At 70.7% G+C, this 15,913-nt stretch carries 14 protein-coding genes; 1 reads left to right on the forward strand and 13 read right to left on the reverse strand.

Annotated features, from left to right (window positions below; genetic code table 11):
• Window positions 1–32: 32 nt before the first annotated feature.
• The 9 genes from ACMTAK_RS47390 to ACMTAK_RS47430 form a co-directional block, all read right to left on the reverse strand.
• Window positions 33–1,340: an extracellular solute-binding protein gene (locus ACMTAK_RS47390; RefSeq protein WP_413811900.1), complete on the reverse strand. Its 1,308-nt coding sequence runs from the start codon at window positions 1,338–1,340 to the stop codon at window positions 33–35.
• Entirely contained in the window at window positions 1,337–3,250 is a 1,914-nt protein-coding gene (locus ACMTAK_RS47395; protein ID WP_413811901.1) for a glycoside hydrolase family 2 protein, read from the reverse strand. The genes ACMTAK_RS47390 and ACMTAK_RS47395 overlap by 4 nt, the downstream gene beginning before the upstream one ends.
• A 122-nt stretch (window positions 3,251–3,372) precedes the next feature.
• A complete protein-coding gene (locus ACMTAK_RS47400) occupies window positions 3,373–3,606 on the reverse strand; it encodes a hypothetical protein (RefSeq protein ID WP_413811902.1) in 234 nt (77 codons plus the stop codon).
• Window positions 3,607–3,693: 87 nt separating this feature from the next.
• Entirely contained in the window at window positions 3,694–6,078 is a 2,385-nt protein-coding gene (locus ACMTAK_RS47405; RefSeq protein ID WP_413811903.1) for a family 43 glycosylhydrolase, read from the reverse strand.
• Complete coding sequence (locus tag ACMTAK_RS47410; protein WP_413811904.1) at window positions 6,079–7,545, reverse strand: sulfatase-like hydrolase/transferase; 1,467 nt, start codon at window positions 7,543–7,545, stop codon at window positions 6,079–6,081.
• The gene (locus tag ACMTAK_RS47415; protein ID WP_413811905.1) at window positions 7,542–8,519 is read right to left on the reverse strand and encodes an aliphatic sulfonate ABC transporter substrate-binding protein; all 978 of its coding nucleotides are present in this window, start codon (window positions 8,517–8,519) and stop codon (window positions 7,542–7,544) included. The genes ACMTAK_RS47410 and ACMTAK_RS47415 overlap by 4 nt, the downstream gene beginning before the upstream one ends.
• A 44-nt stretch (window positions 8,520–8,563) precedes the next feature.
• Window positions 8,564–9,343 (reverse strand): ABC transporter ATP-binding protein, encoded by a 780-nt coding sequence (locus ACMTAK_RS47420; protein WP_413811906.1) that lies wholly within the window; start codon window positions 9,341–9,343, stop codon window positions 8,564–8,566.
• Window positions 9,340–10,149, reverse strand: a complete 810-nt coding sequence (locus ACMTAK_RS47425) for an ABC transporter permease (RefSeq protein ID WP_413811907.1) — start codon at window positions 10,147–10,149, stop codon at window positions 9,340–9,342. The genes ACMTAK_RS47420 and ACMTAK_RS47425 overlap by 4 nt, the downstream gene beginning before the upstream one ends.
• Window positions 10,150–10,202: 53 nt before the next feature.
• Entirely contained in the window at window positions 10,203–11,405 is a 1,203-nt protein-coding gene (locus ACMTAK_RS47430; protein ID WP_413811908.1) for an ROK family transcriptional regulator, read from the reverse strand.
• 280 nt (window positions 11,406–11,685) lie between these two features.
• On the opposite strand from ACMTAK_RS47430, the gene ACMTAK_RS47435 reads away from it, so the two are divergent.
• Window positions 11,686–12,453: an NPP1 family protein gene (locus tag ACMTAK_RS47435; protein ID WP_413811909.1), complete on the forward strand. Its 768-nt coding sequence runs from the start codon at window positions 11,686–11,688 to the stop codon at window positions 12,451–12,453.
• Window positions 12,454–12,537: 84 nt separating this feature from the next.
• Here the strand turns inward: ACMTAK_RS47435 and ACMTAK_RS47440 are convergent, their stop codons facing one another.
• The 4 genes from ACMTAK_RS47440 to ACMTAK_RS47455 form a co-directional block, all read right to left on the reverse strand.
• Window positions 12,538–13,017, reverse strand: a complete 480-nt coding sequence (locus tag ACMTAK_RS47440) for a hypothetical protein (protein ID WP_413811910.1) — start codon at window positions 13,015–13,017, stop codon at window positions 12,538–12,540.
• Window positions 13,018–13,091: 74 nt separating this feature from the next.
• Entirely contained in the window at window positions 13,092–14,153 is a 1,062-nt protein-coding gene (locus ACMTAK_RS47445; protein WP_413811911.1) for an alpha/beta fold hydrolase, read from the reverse strand.
• Window positions 14,154–14,380: 227 nt separating this feature from the next.
• Window positions 14,381–14,914, reverse strand: a complete 534-nt coding sequence (locus ACMTAK_RS47450) for a DoxX family protein (protein ID WP_413811912.1) — start codon at window positions 14,912–14,914, stop codon at window positions 14,381–14,383.
• Window positions 14,915–14,988: 74 nt separating this feature from the next.
• Window positions 14,989–15,852: a polysaccharide deacetylase family protein gene (locus tag ACMTAK_RS47455; RefSeq protein WP_413811913.1), complete on the reverse strand. Its 864-nt coding sequence runs from the start codon at window positions 15,850–15,852 to the stop codon at window positions 14,989–14,991.
• Window positions 15,853–15,913 lie beyond the last annotated feature (61 nt).

Genomic DNA, 15,913 nt, shown 5'->3' on the forward strand with positions numbered 1-15,913 from the left:
CATCGCTCCTTTCCATTGCGACTCCGTCGCGATCAGGCCGGATTCGGCTGGGCCAGCAGGGTGTTGATCTGGGAGACCATCGTGCGCACCGCGCTCTGCGCGGACGACGAGCCGCCGAGCGCGGGATCGAGCGCCTGGCACATCCGGGTCTGGAAGTCGGAGCCGGAGCCCGCGAACCACACCGGCGGATCGAGCACGAGCTGCTTCGCGGCGCCCGCGTACTCCGACTGCGGGCGCAGCTTCGCGTACCGCGCGGACGAGACGGCCGGTGTGTACGCGGGGATGTGGCCCGCCGTCGCCCAAGTCAGCCCGGACCGGACCAGCTCGGCCACGAACCGGTGGGCGCGCCGCCTGCGCTCCGGATCCGGGTTGTCCTGGTGCGGCAGCACCAGGGCGTGGCTGTCCGAGGCCCCGGCCGGACGGTCGTAGAAGGTGGGGATGGGGGAGCCGCCCAGCTTGTCCTTCAGGGTCGACTTGTAGGTGGCCATGTCCCACTCGCCCGAGAAGATCATCGGGGAGCGGCCGCCCGCGAAGGCGGCGATGGCCGTCTGGACGTCCATGGTGCGGCTGTCGCGCGTCAGGTCGGCCATGAAGCGCACCACCTCGACGGCGGTGTCCTCGTCGATCTCGGCCCGCTTCCCCGTGAGGTCGAAGGTGGCGCCGGTCTGGCTGAACAGCGTCCAGAACATCCGCCAGCCCATCGCCGCGTCGTTGGCGTGGCCGAAGACGGGCCCCAGCTTGCCGCCGGACCGGCGGAGCTTGTCCATCAGCTCCAGGGCGTGTTTCGGCGATTCGAAGGGCACCAGCTGCCCGTCACCGGTGAGCAGCCCCGCCTTGTCCAGGACGTCCCGGTCGAAGAAGACGACGAACGGGTGGGTGTCCAGCGGAACGGCGTACGGCTCGCCCTGGTACAGACTCCGCTTGACGAGCGTCTTGTTGAGGTCCTCCTGTTTCAGGCCGAACTCGGCCAGCAGATCCATGTCCCACGGGTCGAGCAGACCGCCGGGGGCATAGCCCGCCAGCCGGGTCAGGTGCATGATCGCCACATCCGGCGAACGGCCACCGGCCGAGGCCATCGCCAGCTTGGTGTAGTACGGCGGGCCCCAGTCCAGCACCGTCGTCCTGACCTTGAGACCCGGGACGCGCTTCTCCACGTTCCGCGTCATGGTCTTCATCAGTTCGCCGTCGGGGCCGGTGAACAGGGTCCAGTACTCGATCTCGTCGGCGCTCCGCACGCTCCCGGTGATCGAACCGCAGCCGCTGAGCGCGGACGCCGATACGGCGGCCCCCGCCCCGTACACCGCGCCTCTCAGCAGACCACGCCGTGACAGGCCGCTCATCGCCCCTCCTCAGCGGCAGGGCGCTCGAAGGCGGCCGGGCGCTCGAAGGCGGCGGGGCGCTGCTGGGCCGCGCGCAGCCGTTCCACGTCCAGCTTGTGGCTCCGGTCGAAGCGGTAGACGCCGTTCTGCTCCTGGAACACATCGGTGAGCTGGGTGTAGCAGTAGCCGAACATCAGGGGGTCGTCGAGCAGCGCCCCGGTCAGCCCCGCGAAGCGGGCTTGGAACTCCTCCTCGGTCCGCGGCCGCTGCCCGTACCCCCAGGACACCTCGCGGTCGTCACCGGCCGCTCCATCCGCCTCCTCCGGATTCCACCAGATGCCGCCGAACTCGCTGCAGAAGTAGGGCTGGCCGCGGTACGGCAGCGACCACACCGCGTCGGTGTCCTTCCTTCCGGGGTTCCCCCGGCTGTCGGGGTTGAGATACGGGTCGTCCTTGTCCAGCCCCGCCATCTGGCGGCGGAACGCCTCGGGGTCCTGCTCATAGCTGTGCGAGTCGTACACATCGGTCTCGGCCACGCGGTGGGAGTAGCCGGAGGCGTCCAGGACCGGACGGGAGGTGTCGGCGGCCTTCGTGGCCAGGAACATCCCCCGGGTGACATCGTCCAGGACGGTCTGCCGGTCGTGGAGTTCCTGGTGCGTCTCGTTGAGCGGGCACCAGCCCACGATCGACGGATGGGAGTAGTCCCGCTCCACGGCCTCCAGCCACTGGGCGATGAATCCGGCGGTGGGCTGCTGGTTGTCCCCCGTGGTGCGCCCGGTGCTGGCTCCCCAGTCGCCGAACTCGCCCCAGACGAGATAGCCGAGCCGGTCCGCGTGGTGCAGGAATCGCTCCTCGAACACCTTCTGGTGCAGCCGCGCCCCGTTGAACCCCGCGGCCAGCGACAGCTCGATGTCCCGGACGAGGGCGTCGTCGTCGGGCGCGGTCATCAGCCCGTCCGGGTACCAGCCCTGGTCCAGGACGAGCCGCTGGAAGACCGGGCGGCCGTTGAGCAGCAGCCGCTTGCCGTCGATGGCCACCGACCGCAGCCCGGCGGTGCACTCGGCGCGGTCCACGGTCTCGCCGCCGCCGTCCAGCAGCTCGATCCGCACCCGGTACAGATGGGGGTCCTCCGGAGACCACGGGCGGCGCCGGTCCTCGGGCAGCGCGAGCACCATACGGGGCGCCAGATCCAGGTCGGCCCGTACGCTCGCCTCGGCCACCGTCCGGCCGTCCGCGTCGCTCACCCGGGCCGTGATCCGGTGGCCCGGGCGGTTGGCGCTGAGCGGCAGTTCGAGGTGGAAGGCGCCGGACGCGAGATCGGGGGTGATCCGCGGCCTGCGCAGATGGACCTCGCGTACCGGCTCCGCCCACACCGTCTGCCAGATGCCGGTGGTGCGGGTGTAGTGGCAGTCGCTGTTGGCGTAGTCGGTGGCCTGCTTGCCGCGCGCCTGAGTGCCGTGGCGGGCGTCCCGGGCCCGTACGACGATCACCACTTCCGCGTCGCCGCCGGCCGCGCCCGCCACCACGCCGAGGTCGGCGGTGAAGGAGGTGAAGCCGCCGCTGTGCCGGGCCACTTCGCGGCCGTCGGCCCAGACGGTGGCGTCGTGGTCGACGGCCCCGAAGTGCAGCAGCACCCGCCGGCCGGCCCAGTCCGCCGGTATCCGGACCGTGCGCCGGTACCAGACCGCGGGGTGGAAGTCGGTGTCCCCGATCCCCGACAGCTCGGACTCGGGGCAGAACGGGACCAGGATCCGCCCGTCCAGCTCCCGGTGCACCAGGCCGCGTTCGAGTCCGCTGTCGCCGGGGTCGAAGGCGAACTGCCAGGTGCCGTTGAGATTGAGCCAGTCCTCACGGACGAAACTGGGCCGGGGATATTCGGGTCGTGGAACGTCGTTCGACACTTCGGGCGAGGTGATGTCCGGGTGAGCCATGGGATCTCCGGGAGGGCGGGGGATTTGACCGGGCAGGGGTATGCCATCACCCGTTTACATCGATGTAAAGATCCCGCGCAGCAACTTTTGCCACGACCTCGGACGGCCGCCGGTGGGCCTGGCTAGATCTCGCCCTTCCTCACCTTGTACAGCTCGACGTCCTTGTTGGCGAAAAGGTGCACATAGCCGCAGTTCCAGCAGATCAATCCGGTGGCCGATTCGTTGGCCCAGCCGAACTTGAACAGCTCCATGCCGGTGCTGTTGAGCTTCACCTCGCGATCCCGGAAGAGATCGCCCTTGCAGAACACACATGTGATCCACACGTCCCCGATAGCCGCACGTACAGGCTTGGCCACGCTCTCTCACCTTTTCCGGCCACCGAAGTGGCCCCCGTCTCGCGTCAACAACGGTGATCAGCATAGGACGGGGGCCCACTCGGCAGGTCAGCCGCGATAGGTGTGCAGATAGTCGAACCGCGCGACCGCGCCCGTGGTGTTCTGCGCGACCAGGCCGATCCTGAGCTTGCTTGACGTCGGCAGGGTCCAGACGCCGGTGTGCACCCAAGTCACACCGTCCGTGCTGGTGGCGGCGCGCACCTCGGTCTCGTCCCGTGCGGTGTCGGCGTGGTACGACAGCCGCATCCACAGCGTGTCCGCGGGCGGGCCGCCGAACATCGGCCCGTAGGCCACCGGGGTCGGCGGTGTGGTGGTGGGACGCTCGCCCTCCTTCGCGAACTCGGTGACATGTGTGGTCTTCCCGTCCGCGTGGCTCACCGGCAGCACCGCGTGCACCAGCTTGTAGTAGCGGTCGTCGTTCCCGTACAGCACCAGCCCGGCCTGCTGATCGGTCCGCCCCGGGGCGAAGCGCAGCCTGGTCTCCACGGTGTAGTCGCCCGGTGGAGCGTCCCGGGTCAGCACCGACGCCGTATTGGTGCCGAGATAGAGCTCGGCACCCTGAGTGGGCCAGGACAGGGCGCCACCGGACATCGTGACCCCGGACGCCGGTCCGCGCACCCAGGACCACGGAGAATCCGCGGTGGTGCCGGGGACGGTGGCGGTGTCGAAGTCATCGCTGTAGGCGGGCAGCGGCGGACCCGGCACATGCTCGGGGACGCGGCTGGTGACCGGTGTGTGGAGCGCCGCGGCCCCCACGTTGTCGGCCGCCGCACCGGCGCCCCGGGCGGCCACGCCGACCTTGCCGGAGCGGACCGCCGCCGCGGGCAGCGACCGTTCCTGGGTGGCCACCGCGTCCCGCAGCCGGTCCGCGCTCACCTCCACGGTCAACCGGGTGCCACGGATCTCCGCCGCCACGTTGTGCCAGGTGTCCCAGGCGAAGTCGGGCGGCAGCGGGGTCGTACGGGTGCCCTGGCTGCGGCCGTCGACCCGTACGTCCGTCACCAGTGCGTCGCGCTGCCGGTCCAGCCACGCCACCACGAAGTCGTCAGGGCCGGTGTAGCCGGCCAGCAGCCCGGCCGCGCCGGTGGCCGAGGTGACCCGCAGGTCGGCCTCGGCGCGCCGGGCCGCCGGGGCGGACCGGTCCGAGACCAGGTGGGCGGGGCCGGTGGGATTCCCGCGCGGTGTGACGAAACCTCGCGCGTCCTGCTCATGGCCGACGCTCCAGCCGTCCGTACCGGAGCCGCCACCGCCGTGCCACCCCTTCAGCGAACCGTCGTTGAACGTGCCGCCCGCGGCCCAGGAGGCCACCGGGGCCCGCTGTGCGCCCTGGGAAGTGCCGGCCCCCGCCCGCACCACCGGCCAGCCGTCGATCCAGTCCAGCCGGTCCATCAGCATCGGCCGCTTGGACAGCTTCAGCGTGCCGCCCGCGGCCGGTTTCAGATCCGGGTCGTCGGAGGAGATGGCGTGGTAGACGAGCCAGTCCTGGCCGGACAGATCGGTCTGGAGGGCGTTGTGCCCGGGGCCGATCCAGCCGTTGCCGTTGGCGGTCAGCACCACACCGCCCTTGCTGGTGGCGGCCGTCAGCGGAACGCCCTGGTCGTCCACGAAGGGCCCGGTCGGGCTGGTCGCCCGGCCGACCTTGACCTGGTAGCCGCTGTAGGCGCCGTCACAGCACCCCGCGTCGGAGTAGAACAGGTAGTAGTGGTCTCCGCGCCGGACGACGAACCCGCCCTCCATCCGGCGGCCCTGCGCCACTTCGGTCACCGCGCCCTCGATACGGGTCCGGGCGGCGTTCATCCTCGCCACGCAGATCGTGTCGTAGCTGCCCCAGTACAGATACGGCTGACCGCCCTCGTCCGTGAACTGGGCCTGGTCGATGTTGCCGGTGGCGCAGCCGCTCGGCGAGGGCAGTACGGCTCCCCGGTCGGTCCAGGGGCCGGTGGGGGTGGGCGCGGTCGCCACTCCGACGGTGTTCTCGGAGGACACCGAGTAGTAGAGGTTGTAGTGGCCGTTCACATAGCGGATGTCGGGGGCCCACAGCCGGGCGCCCTTGTGCCAGGCGGGTTTGGTCTCCGGGGTGAAGACCTCCCCCGCGTACTCCCAGTGCGCCAGGTCGGCCGAGCGGAGGATGGGCAGCATCCGCTCACCGTCCTCGCCCTTGCTCTGGAACACCGGGTTCTGGGTGCCGTACGCGTACCACAGGCCGTCCTTGCCCCGGACCATCACCGGGTCGGGGAAGGTGTCGACCACTCCGGCCGTGAGGGGGTTGTGGTAGGTGGTCGCCTGGCGGGCCGTCGTGGTGTGCTCCGTCGCCGGGCGCTGGGCGGCCGTCGCCCGGACCGCGGGCAACAGCCCGGCCAGCAGCGCGCACAGCAGTGCGGCGACGAGAGTGCCAGGGCTGTGTCGGGGGCTCCGTCTGCGGCTTCGTCTCATCTACGCGGTCCCTTCCGGCTCGAAGGAGCTCAGACTCGGGTCGTAGTCCAGGTCGCCGATGTCGAACATCGGGGTCATCCAGTGGTAGAAGTTGTCGCCGCGCTCTCGCAGCAGGTCGTACAGGCGGCGCATCAGACGGCGGCGCACGGGCAGCAGCTCGGGGTGCTCATAGCGGTTGGTCAGCTCATGGGGATCGGTGTCCAGGTCGTACAGCTCGTTGACCGACTCGGGGTTGACGATGAGCTTGTGGCGCTCGTCGCGGATCATCCGCTGCGGATAGGGGAAGTGGTGGCCGTGGAACTCGGCGAGCAGCTCGGCCGGCCACCGTGGATGCTCACCCCTCACCAGCGGCACCAGGCTTCGGCTGTCCACGGCCGGTGAGGTGTCGCAGCCCGCGAGGTCCAGAATGGTGGCGGTGCAGTCGGTGAGGCTGACGAACTCCTGGCGCACCTGCGGGGCTTCCCCGGGGACCCGGAGGATGCCGGGGATGCGGTAGATGTCCTCGTACATCGCCGGGCCCTTGTCGTGCAGCCGGTGGGCGCCGGTGAACTCGCCGTGGTCGGCGGTGAAGAACACGGAGGTGTCATCGGCCAGCCCGAGCTCGTCGAGCCGGGTGAGAATGCGCCCGATCTGCTCGTCGATCAGCGTGACATAGCCCCAGTAGACCGCGATCAGCTTGGCGGAAACCTCGATGGGGATGGTGTCGAAGGTCCAGTGGGCGCTGTAGTTGCGCTGTACCGGTGGCTTTCCCTCGAAGGTCTCGGCGATCGAGACGGGCAGGTCCACCAGGTCGGGGTCGTAAGCGTCGAAGTACGCGTCGGGCAGCAGATACGGCAGATGCGGCCCGAAGAAGTGGGTGGCCAGGAAGAACGGCCGCCCGTCCGCGGCGTAGCGCTCCAGCTGCTCGATGGCGCGGGTGGCCAGATAGTGCTCGAAGGTGGCCTCCACCGGCTGGTGCAGCCGCGCCGCCAGCAGATTGCCCGGATTGCCGTTGGGCGTGGTGCCGCGGATCGGATCGGATATCCGGTACGGGGGCAGGCCCCGCTCCTTCAGGTACGCCGCGTAGTCCGGGTGGTCCACGGGGTTGTGCCAGCCGGGCAGATCGGGCCCGTCGAAGCCGTACGAGGCGGCGTTGCGGTGGGTGCCGACATGCCACTTGCCGACCAGGCCGAGCTGGTAGCCGCGCTCGGCCAGGGCGCCGGGGAAGGTGAACGCGTCCTCGCGCAGATCCTCCAGATAGCCGACGTTGCGCTCGTAGTTGGCCAGCAGCCGGTGGCGGAAGGGCGCCTGCCCGGTGAGCAGACTGGCGCGGGCCGGGGTGCAGATGGCGGTGGGAGTGTAGAAGCGGTCGAACCGGGTGCCGGTCGCCGCCAGCCGGTCGAGGTTCGGCGTGGCCACATGCGGATTGCCGTAACAGCCGAGGGTGTCGACGCGGTGCTGATCGGTCATCAGGAACAGCAGGTTCATCGGGCGGCCGCCTTTGTGTAGAGGTCACCGGCGTAGAACGAGGACGGGGCGGGGGCCTTCGGCAGCTGCCCGGTCCGGACGAAGAATTGGCTCATGCCGTCCAGCCACTTCTCGACGGTGCCGTCCTTGGTTCTGGCCACCAGCTCGGCGGTCGTCATCGTCTTCACATGCTTCGCGTCCGCCGCGACCTTCGCCTCATCGGCCTTGAGCAGCTTCGCGGCCAGCGCGATGGACTCCTTGGGGTGCGCGGCCCGCCAGTCGTTGGCCTCCTGAAGGACCTTCACGACCTTCTGATCGCGCTCCGGCTTCGCCTTGGCGGCGGAGACGAACGCGGTGGGGAAGGAGGAGCCGGGGAGATCCTCGGTGCTCGCCACCTCCTTCATCCCCGGCACCTTCTCCTTGATGGTGTCGATGAGCGGATACCAGATCCCGGCGCCGTCGATCTGCCCGGAGGAGAACGCGGAGACGACGGTGGGCGCGTCCATCACCACCTTTGAGATGTCCTTCATCGTCATCCCGGCCTTCTGGAGCGCCAGATTGAGCGCCATCTCACCGGAAGTGCCCTCGGGGACGCCGACCTTCTTCCCTCTCAGCTCCTGGATCGAGTTGATACCGGGCCTGGCGATGACCCGGTCGGCGTAGGTGAGGGTGTCGATGGCCACGATGGTGGCCTTGCCGGAGGCGGGCAGCCACAGGGCGCCAGGACCGATGTAGCCGTAGTCCAGATTGCCGGTGCGCAGGGCCTGGATCTGGACCGGTCCGTTGACGAACACCTTGGGCTCGGCGGTCAGGCCGTGCTTCTTCCACAGGCCCCGCTCCTCGGCGATGGCCAGCAGGCTCGCGCCGTTGTAGTCGGCGATATAGCCGAACCTGACCGCGGAGCCGCCGCTGCCGGAGGACGAACACGCCGCCACGGAAAGTGCCGCTCCGGTGGCGGAGAGTGAGATCATGAAGTCGCGTCGGCTCATCCTCATCTCGGGTGAGTCCTTTCGGGAAATACGTGCGGTTGGGGAGTGGGTCAGGCGGCGGAGCCGGCCGGTGACTGGTGGTAGACGTGGGTCCAGACGTCGTTGCGGATGCGCGCGAACTCGGCCGAGAGCCGGATCTCCTCGGTCCGCGGATAGGGGAGGTCCACGTCGATGACCCGGTGGATCCGGCCGGGCCTCGCGGCCATCACGACCACCCGACCGGCCAGATACACCGCCTCGTCGACGTCATGCGTGATGAACAGGACGGTGCGCCGCTCCTGAGTCCAGGTGTCCAGCAGCTGGTCCTGCAACTGCACCCGGGTCAGCGCGTCCAGCGCCCCGAACGGCTCGTCCATCAGCAGGACTTCGGGGTCCACGGCGTAGGCGCGGGCGATGGCGCAGCGCTGTTTCATCCCCCCGGAGAGCGTCTTGGGCAGGGCGTCGGCGAAGTCGGCGAGTCCGACCAGCTCGATGGCGTGATCGGCGCGCCGTCGGCGCTCCGCGGCGGGGACGTGTGCCAGCTTCAGCCCGAACTCGACATTGCCGCGCACCGTCAGCCACGGGAACAGCGCGTACTGCTGGAAGATCACCCCACGGTCCGGTCCCGGCCCGGTGACCGGCGCGCCGTCCACCGTGACCGTGCCGGAGGTGGGTTCCACCAGTCCGGCCACCATGGACAGCAGGGTGGACTTGCCACAGCCGGACGGGCCGACGACCGCGACGAACTCCCGGTCCCCGATGTCCAGGGAGACCTGGCCGAGGGCGGTGAAGGTGGTGCTCTTCATCGGGTACGTCTTGACCACGTCCCGGAAAGAGATCTTGGGGCTCATCGACGCTCCTGCCACGCGGTGAGACGGCGTTCGGCCAGGAGCAACAGACGGTCCATGACCAGGCCGATGACACCGATACTGATCAGACCCACGAAAATCGTGGGAACGTCGTAGTAGGTCTGGGCGTGGACCATCTCGAAGCCGAGACCCTTCTGGGCGCCGATCATCTCGGCCGCCACCACGGTCGCCCAGGCCGCGCCGAGCCCGATGCGCATGCCCACCAGAATGAACGGCGTGGACGCCGGGATGACCACCTTGAGGAAGACGGTCCGGTCCGAGGCGCCGAGCACCCGCGCCGCGTCGATCAGCGTCCGGTCCACTCCGGTCACCCCCTGGAAGGCGGCCACCACACAGGACATGAACGCCGCCAGGAAGATGACGAAGATCTTCGGGGCCTCGCCGATGCCCATCAGCACGATCACCAGCGGAATCAGCGCAAGTGGCGGGATCGTACGGAAGAACTGGACGTACGGTTCCAACAGGCCCCGGGCCACCGGATACCAGCCCATCAGGAAGCCCACGGGCACGGCGACCAGAGTGCCGAGCGCGAATCCCAGGAGCACCCGCTGAAGGCTGGCCAGCGCGTCCTCGGTGAGGGTTCCGTCGGAGAGCAGTTCCCGCGCCCGGGAGCTCACGGAGAGCGGTCCGGGGATGTCCGCGAGCCCCGCCGCGGCGGTCAGCGCCCAGAGGGCGATGGCCAGGACGAGGGCGATCAGATTGAACACGAGGGGGTGGACGGTGCGTCGTGCGCCGCGTGGCGCTTGTGGTGTCGTGGGGGTCTTCTCGGGCGCGGTGACCACCGTCATGGACGCCTCGCGGGGTACATGGGTCCTCCTCTTCGGCCCGGGACCGGGCCGGATCAGCCCGGACGGGCCGGGTAATGGCTGAGCAGGGGGGATTCACGCAGGACAAGGGCGATACCGCCCAGGGCGCCGCCGGTCTCGCCGAGCGCCGCCGGCCTCAGGTCCACGCGGTCCCGTGAGATCGGCATGATGTGTGCGCGCAGCGCCCGTTCGACCGGCTCGAAGAGCGGTGGGCCGGCCGCGGCCAGTTCGCCACCGAGCACGATCACCCCGGGGCCGATCGCGTTGCACACCGCCGCCAGCACGGTGCCGATATGGGTGCCGGCCGCCTCCAGGGTGCGCAGCGCCACCGGATCGCCGGCCTCCAGCGCCCCGAGGAGCGCGGCCAGGCCGTCCGCGTGGCCGCCCGCGCGGCGGTAGGCGGCGAGCACGGCGCCCACCGAGGCCACCGTCTCCAGGCAGCCGGTGGCGCCGCACGAACATCGTCCGTCGCCCGACTCGACCGCGATATGCCCGAACTCGCCGGACAGGCCGTACGCCCCGCGGTGCAGGGCGCCGGCCACCACCAGCCCGCCGCCCACACCGTGCGACAGCCGCAGATACAGCACGTCCTGACCGCCCGCCGCGGCGCCCCAGGTGGCCTCGGCGAGCGCGGCGAGCCGGGTGTTGTTGTCCACCAGCACCGGGGCCTCGAAGCGCTTGCGCAGCAGGGCGGGCAGATCGGCGGAGGGGCAGGGTTGCGCGCCCCCCGCGTCGGGCCCCGCGTCGGGGTCCTCGACCGGGCCGACGACACCCACGCCGATGGCGTTCAGCGGGCCCAGCCGCAGGGCGCCTTCGGCGAGTGTGCCGACCAGCCGCTCGGCCAGGGCGATCCGTTCCTCCCAGGGCAGCCCCGGGTCGTGCGGTTCACTGGCCGAACCGATCACCTCGTGGGCGACGTTGATCGCGGAGACATGCACCGCCCGGCGGGCGAAGTCGATACCGATGGCCTGGCCCGCGCTGGGGTTGAGCGTCAGCGCCTCCACCGGCCGCCCCCGCCTGCGCGGGGCCGTTCCGGGCGCCGTGGCGACCACGGCGCCGCTCTCGATCAGCTCGGTGACGATATCGCTGAGGGTGGTCCGGGAGAGCCCGCTGTGCTGCCCCAGTTCGGCCCGGCTGAGCGGGCCGTGTTTGCGCAACAGGTCCAGTACCAAGTCTTCGTGTCCCCGCCGTAGCCGGGCCAGCGGGCCGTCCTGATGGGGGTGCATGCCGACCAGCATGCGTACGCCAATCTATTTCGTCAACATCCCGGAATAAAAGAAGGCCCAGGCGTCGCGGACGCGGCGGAAGCCGAGGTTGCCGGGGAGGCGCTCACCCTCCCCGCCCGGCGCCCCACCCTCTTTCATCCCGTCCCAGCACACCTGCTATAGCTGTTGGCTGACTCTTCATCACGGCGACATCTCCCGCCGCCGCTCAAGGAATGCGATCATGCTGACCTGAGCATGCCAACCCCCCACCTTCCCGGCGTGCGGCCACGCCGCGGTCGTTCAGGAGGACGCAGTGAAGAAGAGTTCGCGGATCGGCAGAGTGTCCGCCATCCTCGGCAGCGCCATCGTGCTGGTCATGGCCTTCCCGGGCAGTGCGCTCGCGGACCCGCCCAAGTCCCTGCCCGCCAACGCGGACGGCACGGAGCAGACGTTCCAGCCGGCGTTCGACTACGACACCGACGGCTGCTACCCCACGCCCGCCATCGGCCCCGACGGGACGATCGCGGGCGGTCTCGACCCGAGCGGCGCCCTCAACGGCCAGTGCCGCGACTCCTGGGACCTGGACAACACCAACGGATACTCCCGCTCCAAGTGCAACAACGGCTGGTGCGCGATCATTTACGGCCTGTACTTCGAGAAGGACCAGGCCGTGGCCGGGAGCGGTCTCGGCGGCCACCGCCACGACTGGGAACACGTCGTGGTGTGGGTGCAGGGCAACGAGGCCAAGTACGTCGCCACCTCGGCCCACGGCAACTTCAACATCTACAACCGGGACCAGATCCGCTGGGACGGCACCCACCCCAAGGTCGTCTACCACAAGGACGGCCTCAGCACCCACTGCTTCCGCCCGGCGAACTCCAACGACGAGCCGCCGGAGAACCACCAGCACACCTGGCAGTACCCCGCGCTGGTCGGCTGGAACGGCTACCCCGCCGGGCTGCGCGACAAGCTGAGCCAGGCAGACTTCGGCAGCGCCACCCTCGGCCTGAAGGACAGCACGCTCAACTCCCACCTGGCGAAGGCCAAACCGTCCGACATCCCCTTCGACCCCAACGCGTGAGCGACACCGCCCCGGGAGGCGGACAGGGCATCAGCCCCCGCCTCCCGGGCCGGGGGTAGCCCACCGTCCCGGTCACCGGCTCGGTCAGCGGCGGGCAGGCCCGGCCGGGGGCGGCTCGACCTCGAGGTAGCGGTGGCGGCGTGGCCCCCGGTACTCCAGCGCCTCCCAGCCCAGCCGCCGCAGTACGGCCGCGCAGTTCCGCAGCGCGCCCTCCGCCGCGTACCCGGCGCCACTTCCCGGCGGCCCCAGCCACTCGACCCGCACCATCCCGGTCCGCTCCGCCGCGCCGAGGCAGTATCCGGTCGCCGTACGGCGGCCCTCCGCGTCGACGGCCGACGGCGGAACACCGGCCGCCTCCAGCGCCAGGGCCACGGCCCGCACCGGTTGACGCCGCTCCCACTCGGCGGGCGCCCCCGCGGTGTCGGGGGAGTCGGCGGTGTCCGCGTTCATCAGCCGGCGGATTTGCAGCAGCCCCTCGAACGCGGTCCGCACCGCGGCCTCGCGGCCCCGGTCGTCGCCGCCGGGGAACTCCGTGGCGCCGGTGGCCACCTCGAACTCCGCCATCCCCTGCCCCCTTCGGACCTGGCCTTCCATGGCCTCCCGTGGCCCGGTCGCGCCGCTCAGCGCGGTCGCGCCGCTCAGCGCCGTCGCAGACGGTCGGCCTCGACCACGGCATCGGCGAAGGCTTCGGGAGCCTCCTGGGGCACATTGTGGCCGATGCCCTTCAGCGTCCGGTGGGCGTACGGGCCGGAGAACTTGTCCCGGTAGGCGGCACCGCCCCCGGCCGGGGTGAACGGATCGCGCCCGCCGTCCAGCGTGACCGTGGGGACGCCGATGACGGGGCCCTTGGCCAGCCGCCGCTCCAGACCGTCGTACCGGGGATCGCCCGCCGCGAGCCCCAGCCGCCAGCGATAGTTGTTTATCACGATGCGCACATAGTCCGGATTCCTGAAGGCGGCGGCGGTGCGCGCGAAGGTGGCGTCGTCGAAATGCCACGTCGGGGAGTTGAACCGCCAGACGAGCCGCGCCAGTTGGCGTCGGTAGTCGGGATTCTCCAGCCCGAGTGCACCCCGCTCGGTGGCGAAGTAGTACTGATACCACCAGGCCCATTCGACCTTCGGTGGCTGCGGCTGCCTGTTCGCCGTCCGGTTGGTGATCAGATAGCCGGTCACCGAGACCAGGGCCTCGCAGCGCTCCGGCCACAGCGCCGCGACGATGTCGGCCGTGCGCGAGCCCCAGTCGAATCCGGCGAGGATCGCCCGCTCGATCCCGAGGGCGTCCATCAACGCGATGAGATCGAGGGCGAACACCGACTGCTGGCCGTCCCGGAGTGTCCGGGGCGACAGGAAGCGCGTCGTCCCGTAGCCGCGCAGATACGGGACGATCACCCGATAGCCCTTGGCGGCCAGCAAGGGCGCCACATCGGCGTAGCTGTGGATGTCATAGGGCCAGCCGTGCAGCAGGACGACCGCGGGGCCATGGGCCGGACCGGCCTCGGAGTAGCCGACGTTCAGTACACCGGCCCTGATCTGCCGCAGGTCGGCGAAGGACGGGTGCGGCCGCGTGGCCGGCATCCCCTGCTCCGGTGAGTCCGAAAGCATCCCCGCGGCCTCCGCAGAGCCGGTGGCGGTCCGGGCGGCGAGCGGTGCCCCGACCGCACCCGCACCCACGATCTTCCAGAAGCTGCGCCTGCTGAACATCCGCACCCACCCTCCACCAGTGCGAACCGTTCCCCGGCTCTGGCATCCACCATGGCGCACGAGGCCGCCTCTCGCACGCGGTGCGTCACCTGCCAGAGAGGTGATACGAGGCGGGGTGGACCGGGCTCTGCCCGGAAGGACGGGGCTCTGCCCGGATGGATGGGGCTCTGCCCGGATGGATGGGGCTCTGCCCGGATGGATGGGGCTCTGCCCGAGTGGATGGGCCTCTACTCGTAGAGCTCCTCCTCGGCGAGCTCACGCTCCGCGGTCACCGCCATCCTGCGCTTGATCACCGCGGCCGCCGCCAGCGCGCTCGTGGTGAACGCCGTCGCGATCAGCCACGGCCGGTCCAGCACATGGCAGGTGAGGTGGTCGAGGGAGTAGCGGCCGGGCCCCGAGATCCCGAGCGCCGCCGCCGAGCAACCCAGCAGGGCCGGGAACTCATACCCTCCGGACTGGGCGAAGAACCCGGCCGGCGCGCTCACCGACACCGCCCCCGCCATCGTCCCCGCGGCCGCCGCCCCGGCCCCGGGAGTGGCGAACCCGAGCGCGAGCAGCAGCCCGCCGCCCGCCTCGCCCAGCCCGGCTACCACGGCGCTGACCCGCCCCGGACGGAAGCCCATCGCCTCCATGGCCTGGGCGGTTCGGTCCAGGCCATCGCCGCCGCACCAGCCGAAGAGCTTCTGCGTGCCATGCGCGACCAGCACCCCGCCCACGCCGAGGCGCAGGGCCAGCAGTCCGAGATCCTTGCGGTGGGTCATGGGGTCTCCTCCGCTCCGGGGCATGGTGTCTCCTCCACTCCCGTACGGGCACACACGGGTGGCTTCCCGGCGTCTCACCCAGTCTCGGTACGCCTTCCGGGCCCCGCCGTCGCTGCTACGCCATCGGAGTGCATCAGCTCCGTCGTGGTGACCGCGCGCAGACCGCGCCGGCGCAGACCGTCGAGGACCGCGGGCAGCGCGGTCAGGGTCCCGGAGTGGCCGAAGTGCAGACTGACCACGGAACCGGCGCGGACCTGGCCGAGGACCGCGTCCCGCACCGCGTCCGGCCCCGGGTCCTGGAAGTCGAGCGAGTCCACGTCGTAGGAGAGGACGTGCGGGTATCCGGCGCGGGCCGCGAGACGGGTCACGAGGTCCGTGGCGGTACGGGCCTGCGACGGCCGGAACCAGCTGCCGATGGTCCCGGTGAGGCGGCGCAGCCGGTCGGCGCACTCGGCGATCTCCGCGTACGCCTCGTCGGCGGGCAGGGCGCATACGGCGCGATGCCGCATGGTGTGGTTGCCCAGCTCATGGCCGCCGTCCAGAACCCGCCGGGCCATCTCCGGATGTTCGTCCAGCCAGGTGCCGACGGCGAGGACGGTGACACGGGCCCCGGCCCGCTCGGCCTCGGACAGCAGTGAGCGGGCGAGCTCCGCGTCGCCCTGGCCGTGGAAGGTGAGGGCCACCGCGCTTCCGCCACGCGGCCCGTGGGCGATCCGCGGTGGCAGCCCGGGGAAGCGCACCGGTCCGCGTGGCGCGTGCCCGGCGGGCGTGGCCCGGTCCGAGGCCGCTCCGGAGGAGGGCGTCCCGCTGGGACCGGCCGGCCGGGACGACGAGGAGTCGGCGTGATGGCCGCAGCCGACGCCGCACGTCGTGGCCGCCACGGCACCGCTCGCGGACCGCAGGACATCACGGCGGGAGGGAGAGGACACCTGAAGCATGAGAGCACGCCCCCGGCCGATATCCGGCGATTCCTCTCCGGTGGGGTGTGTTTTTCCGTCG

This window comes from Streptomyces lacaronensis, assembly GCF_047337785.1.
GTDB lineage: Bacteria > Actinomycetota > Actinomycetes > Streptomycetales > Streptomycetaceae > Streptomyces > Streptomyces lycopersici.

Bases quoted from the DNA above. Each gene is read 5' to 3' on its own strand.
- ACMTAK_RS47405 (WP_413811903.1), bottom strand. From the start codon at position 6,078: ATGAGACGAAGCCGCAGACGGAGCCCCCGACACAGCCCTGGCACTCTC.
- ACMTAK_RS47430 (WP_413811908.1), bottom strand. From the start codon at position 11,405: ATGCTGGTCGGCATGCACCCCCATCAGGACGGCCCGCTGGCCCGGCTA.
- ACMTAK_RS47450 (WP_413811912.1), bottom strand. From the start codon at position 14,914: ATGACCCACCGCAAGGATCTCGGACTGCTGGCCCTGCGCCTCGGCGTG.
- ACMTAK_RS47455 (WP_413811913.1), bottom strand. From the start codon at position 15,852: ATGCTTCAGGTGTCCTCTCCCTCCCGCCGTGATGTCCTGCGGTCCGCG.
- ACMTAK_RS47445 (WP_413811911.1), bottom strand. From the start codon at position 14,153: ATGTTCAGCAGGCGCAGCTTCTGGAAGATCGTGGGTGCGGGTGCGGTC.
- ACMTAK_RS47420 (WP_413811906.1), bottom strand. From the start codon at position 9,343: ATGAGCCCCAAGATCTCTTTCCGGGACGTGGTCAAGACGTACCCGATG.
- ACMTAK_RS47415 (WP_413811905.1), bottom strand. From the start codon at position 8,519: ATGAGGATGAGCCGACGCGACTTCATGATCTCACTCTCCGCCACCGGA.
- ACMTAK_RS47390 (WP_413811900.1), bottom strand. From the start codon at position 1,340: ATGAGCGGCCTGTCACGGCGTGGTCTGCTGAGAGGCGCGGTGTACGGG.
- ACMTAK_RS47425 (WP_413811907.1), bottom strand. From the start codon at position 10,149: ATGACGGTGGTCACCGCGCCCGAGAAGACCCCCACGACACCACAAGCG.
- ACMTAK_RS47395 (WP_413811901.1), bottom strand. From the start codon at position 3,250: ATGGCTCACCCGGACATCACCTCGCCCGAAGTGTCGAACGACGTTCCA.
- ACMTAK_RS47440 (WP_413811910.1), bottom strand. From the start codon at position 13,017: ATGGCGGAGTTCGAGGTGGCCACCGGCGCCACGGAGTTCCCCGGCGGC.
- ACMTAK_RS47410 (WP_413811904.1), bottom strand. From the start codon at position 7,545: ATGAACCTGCTGTTCCTGATGACCGATCAGCACCGCGTCGACACCCTC.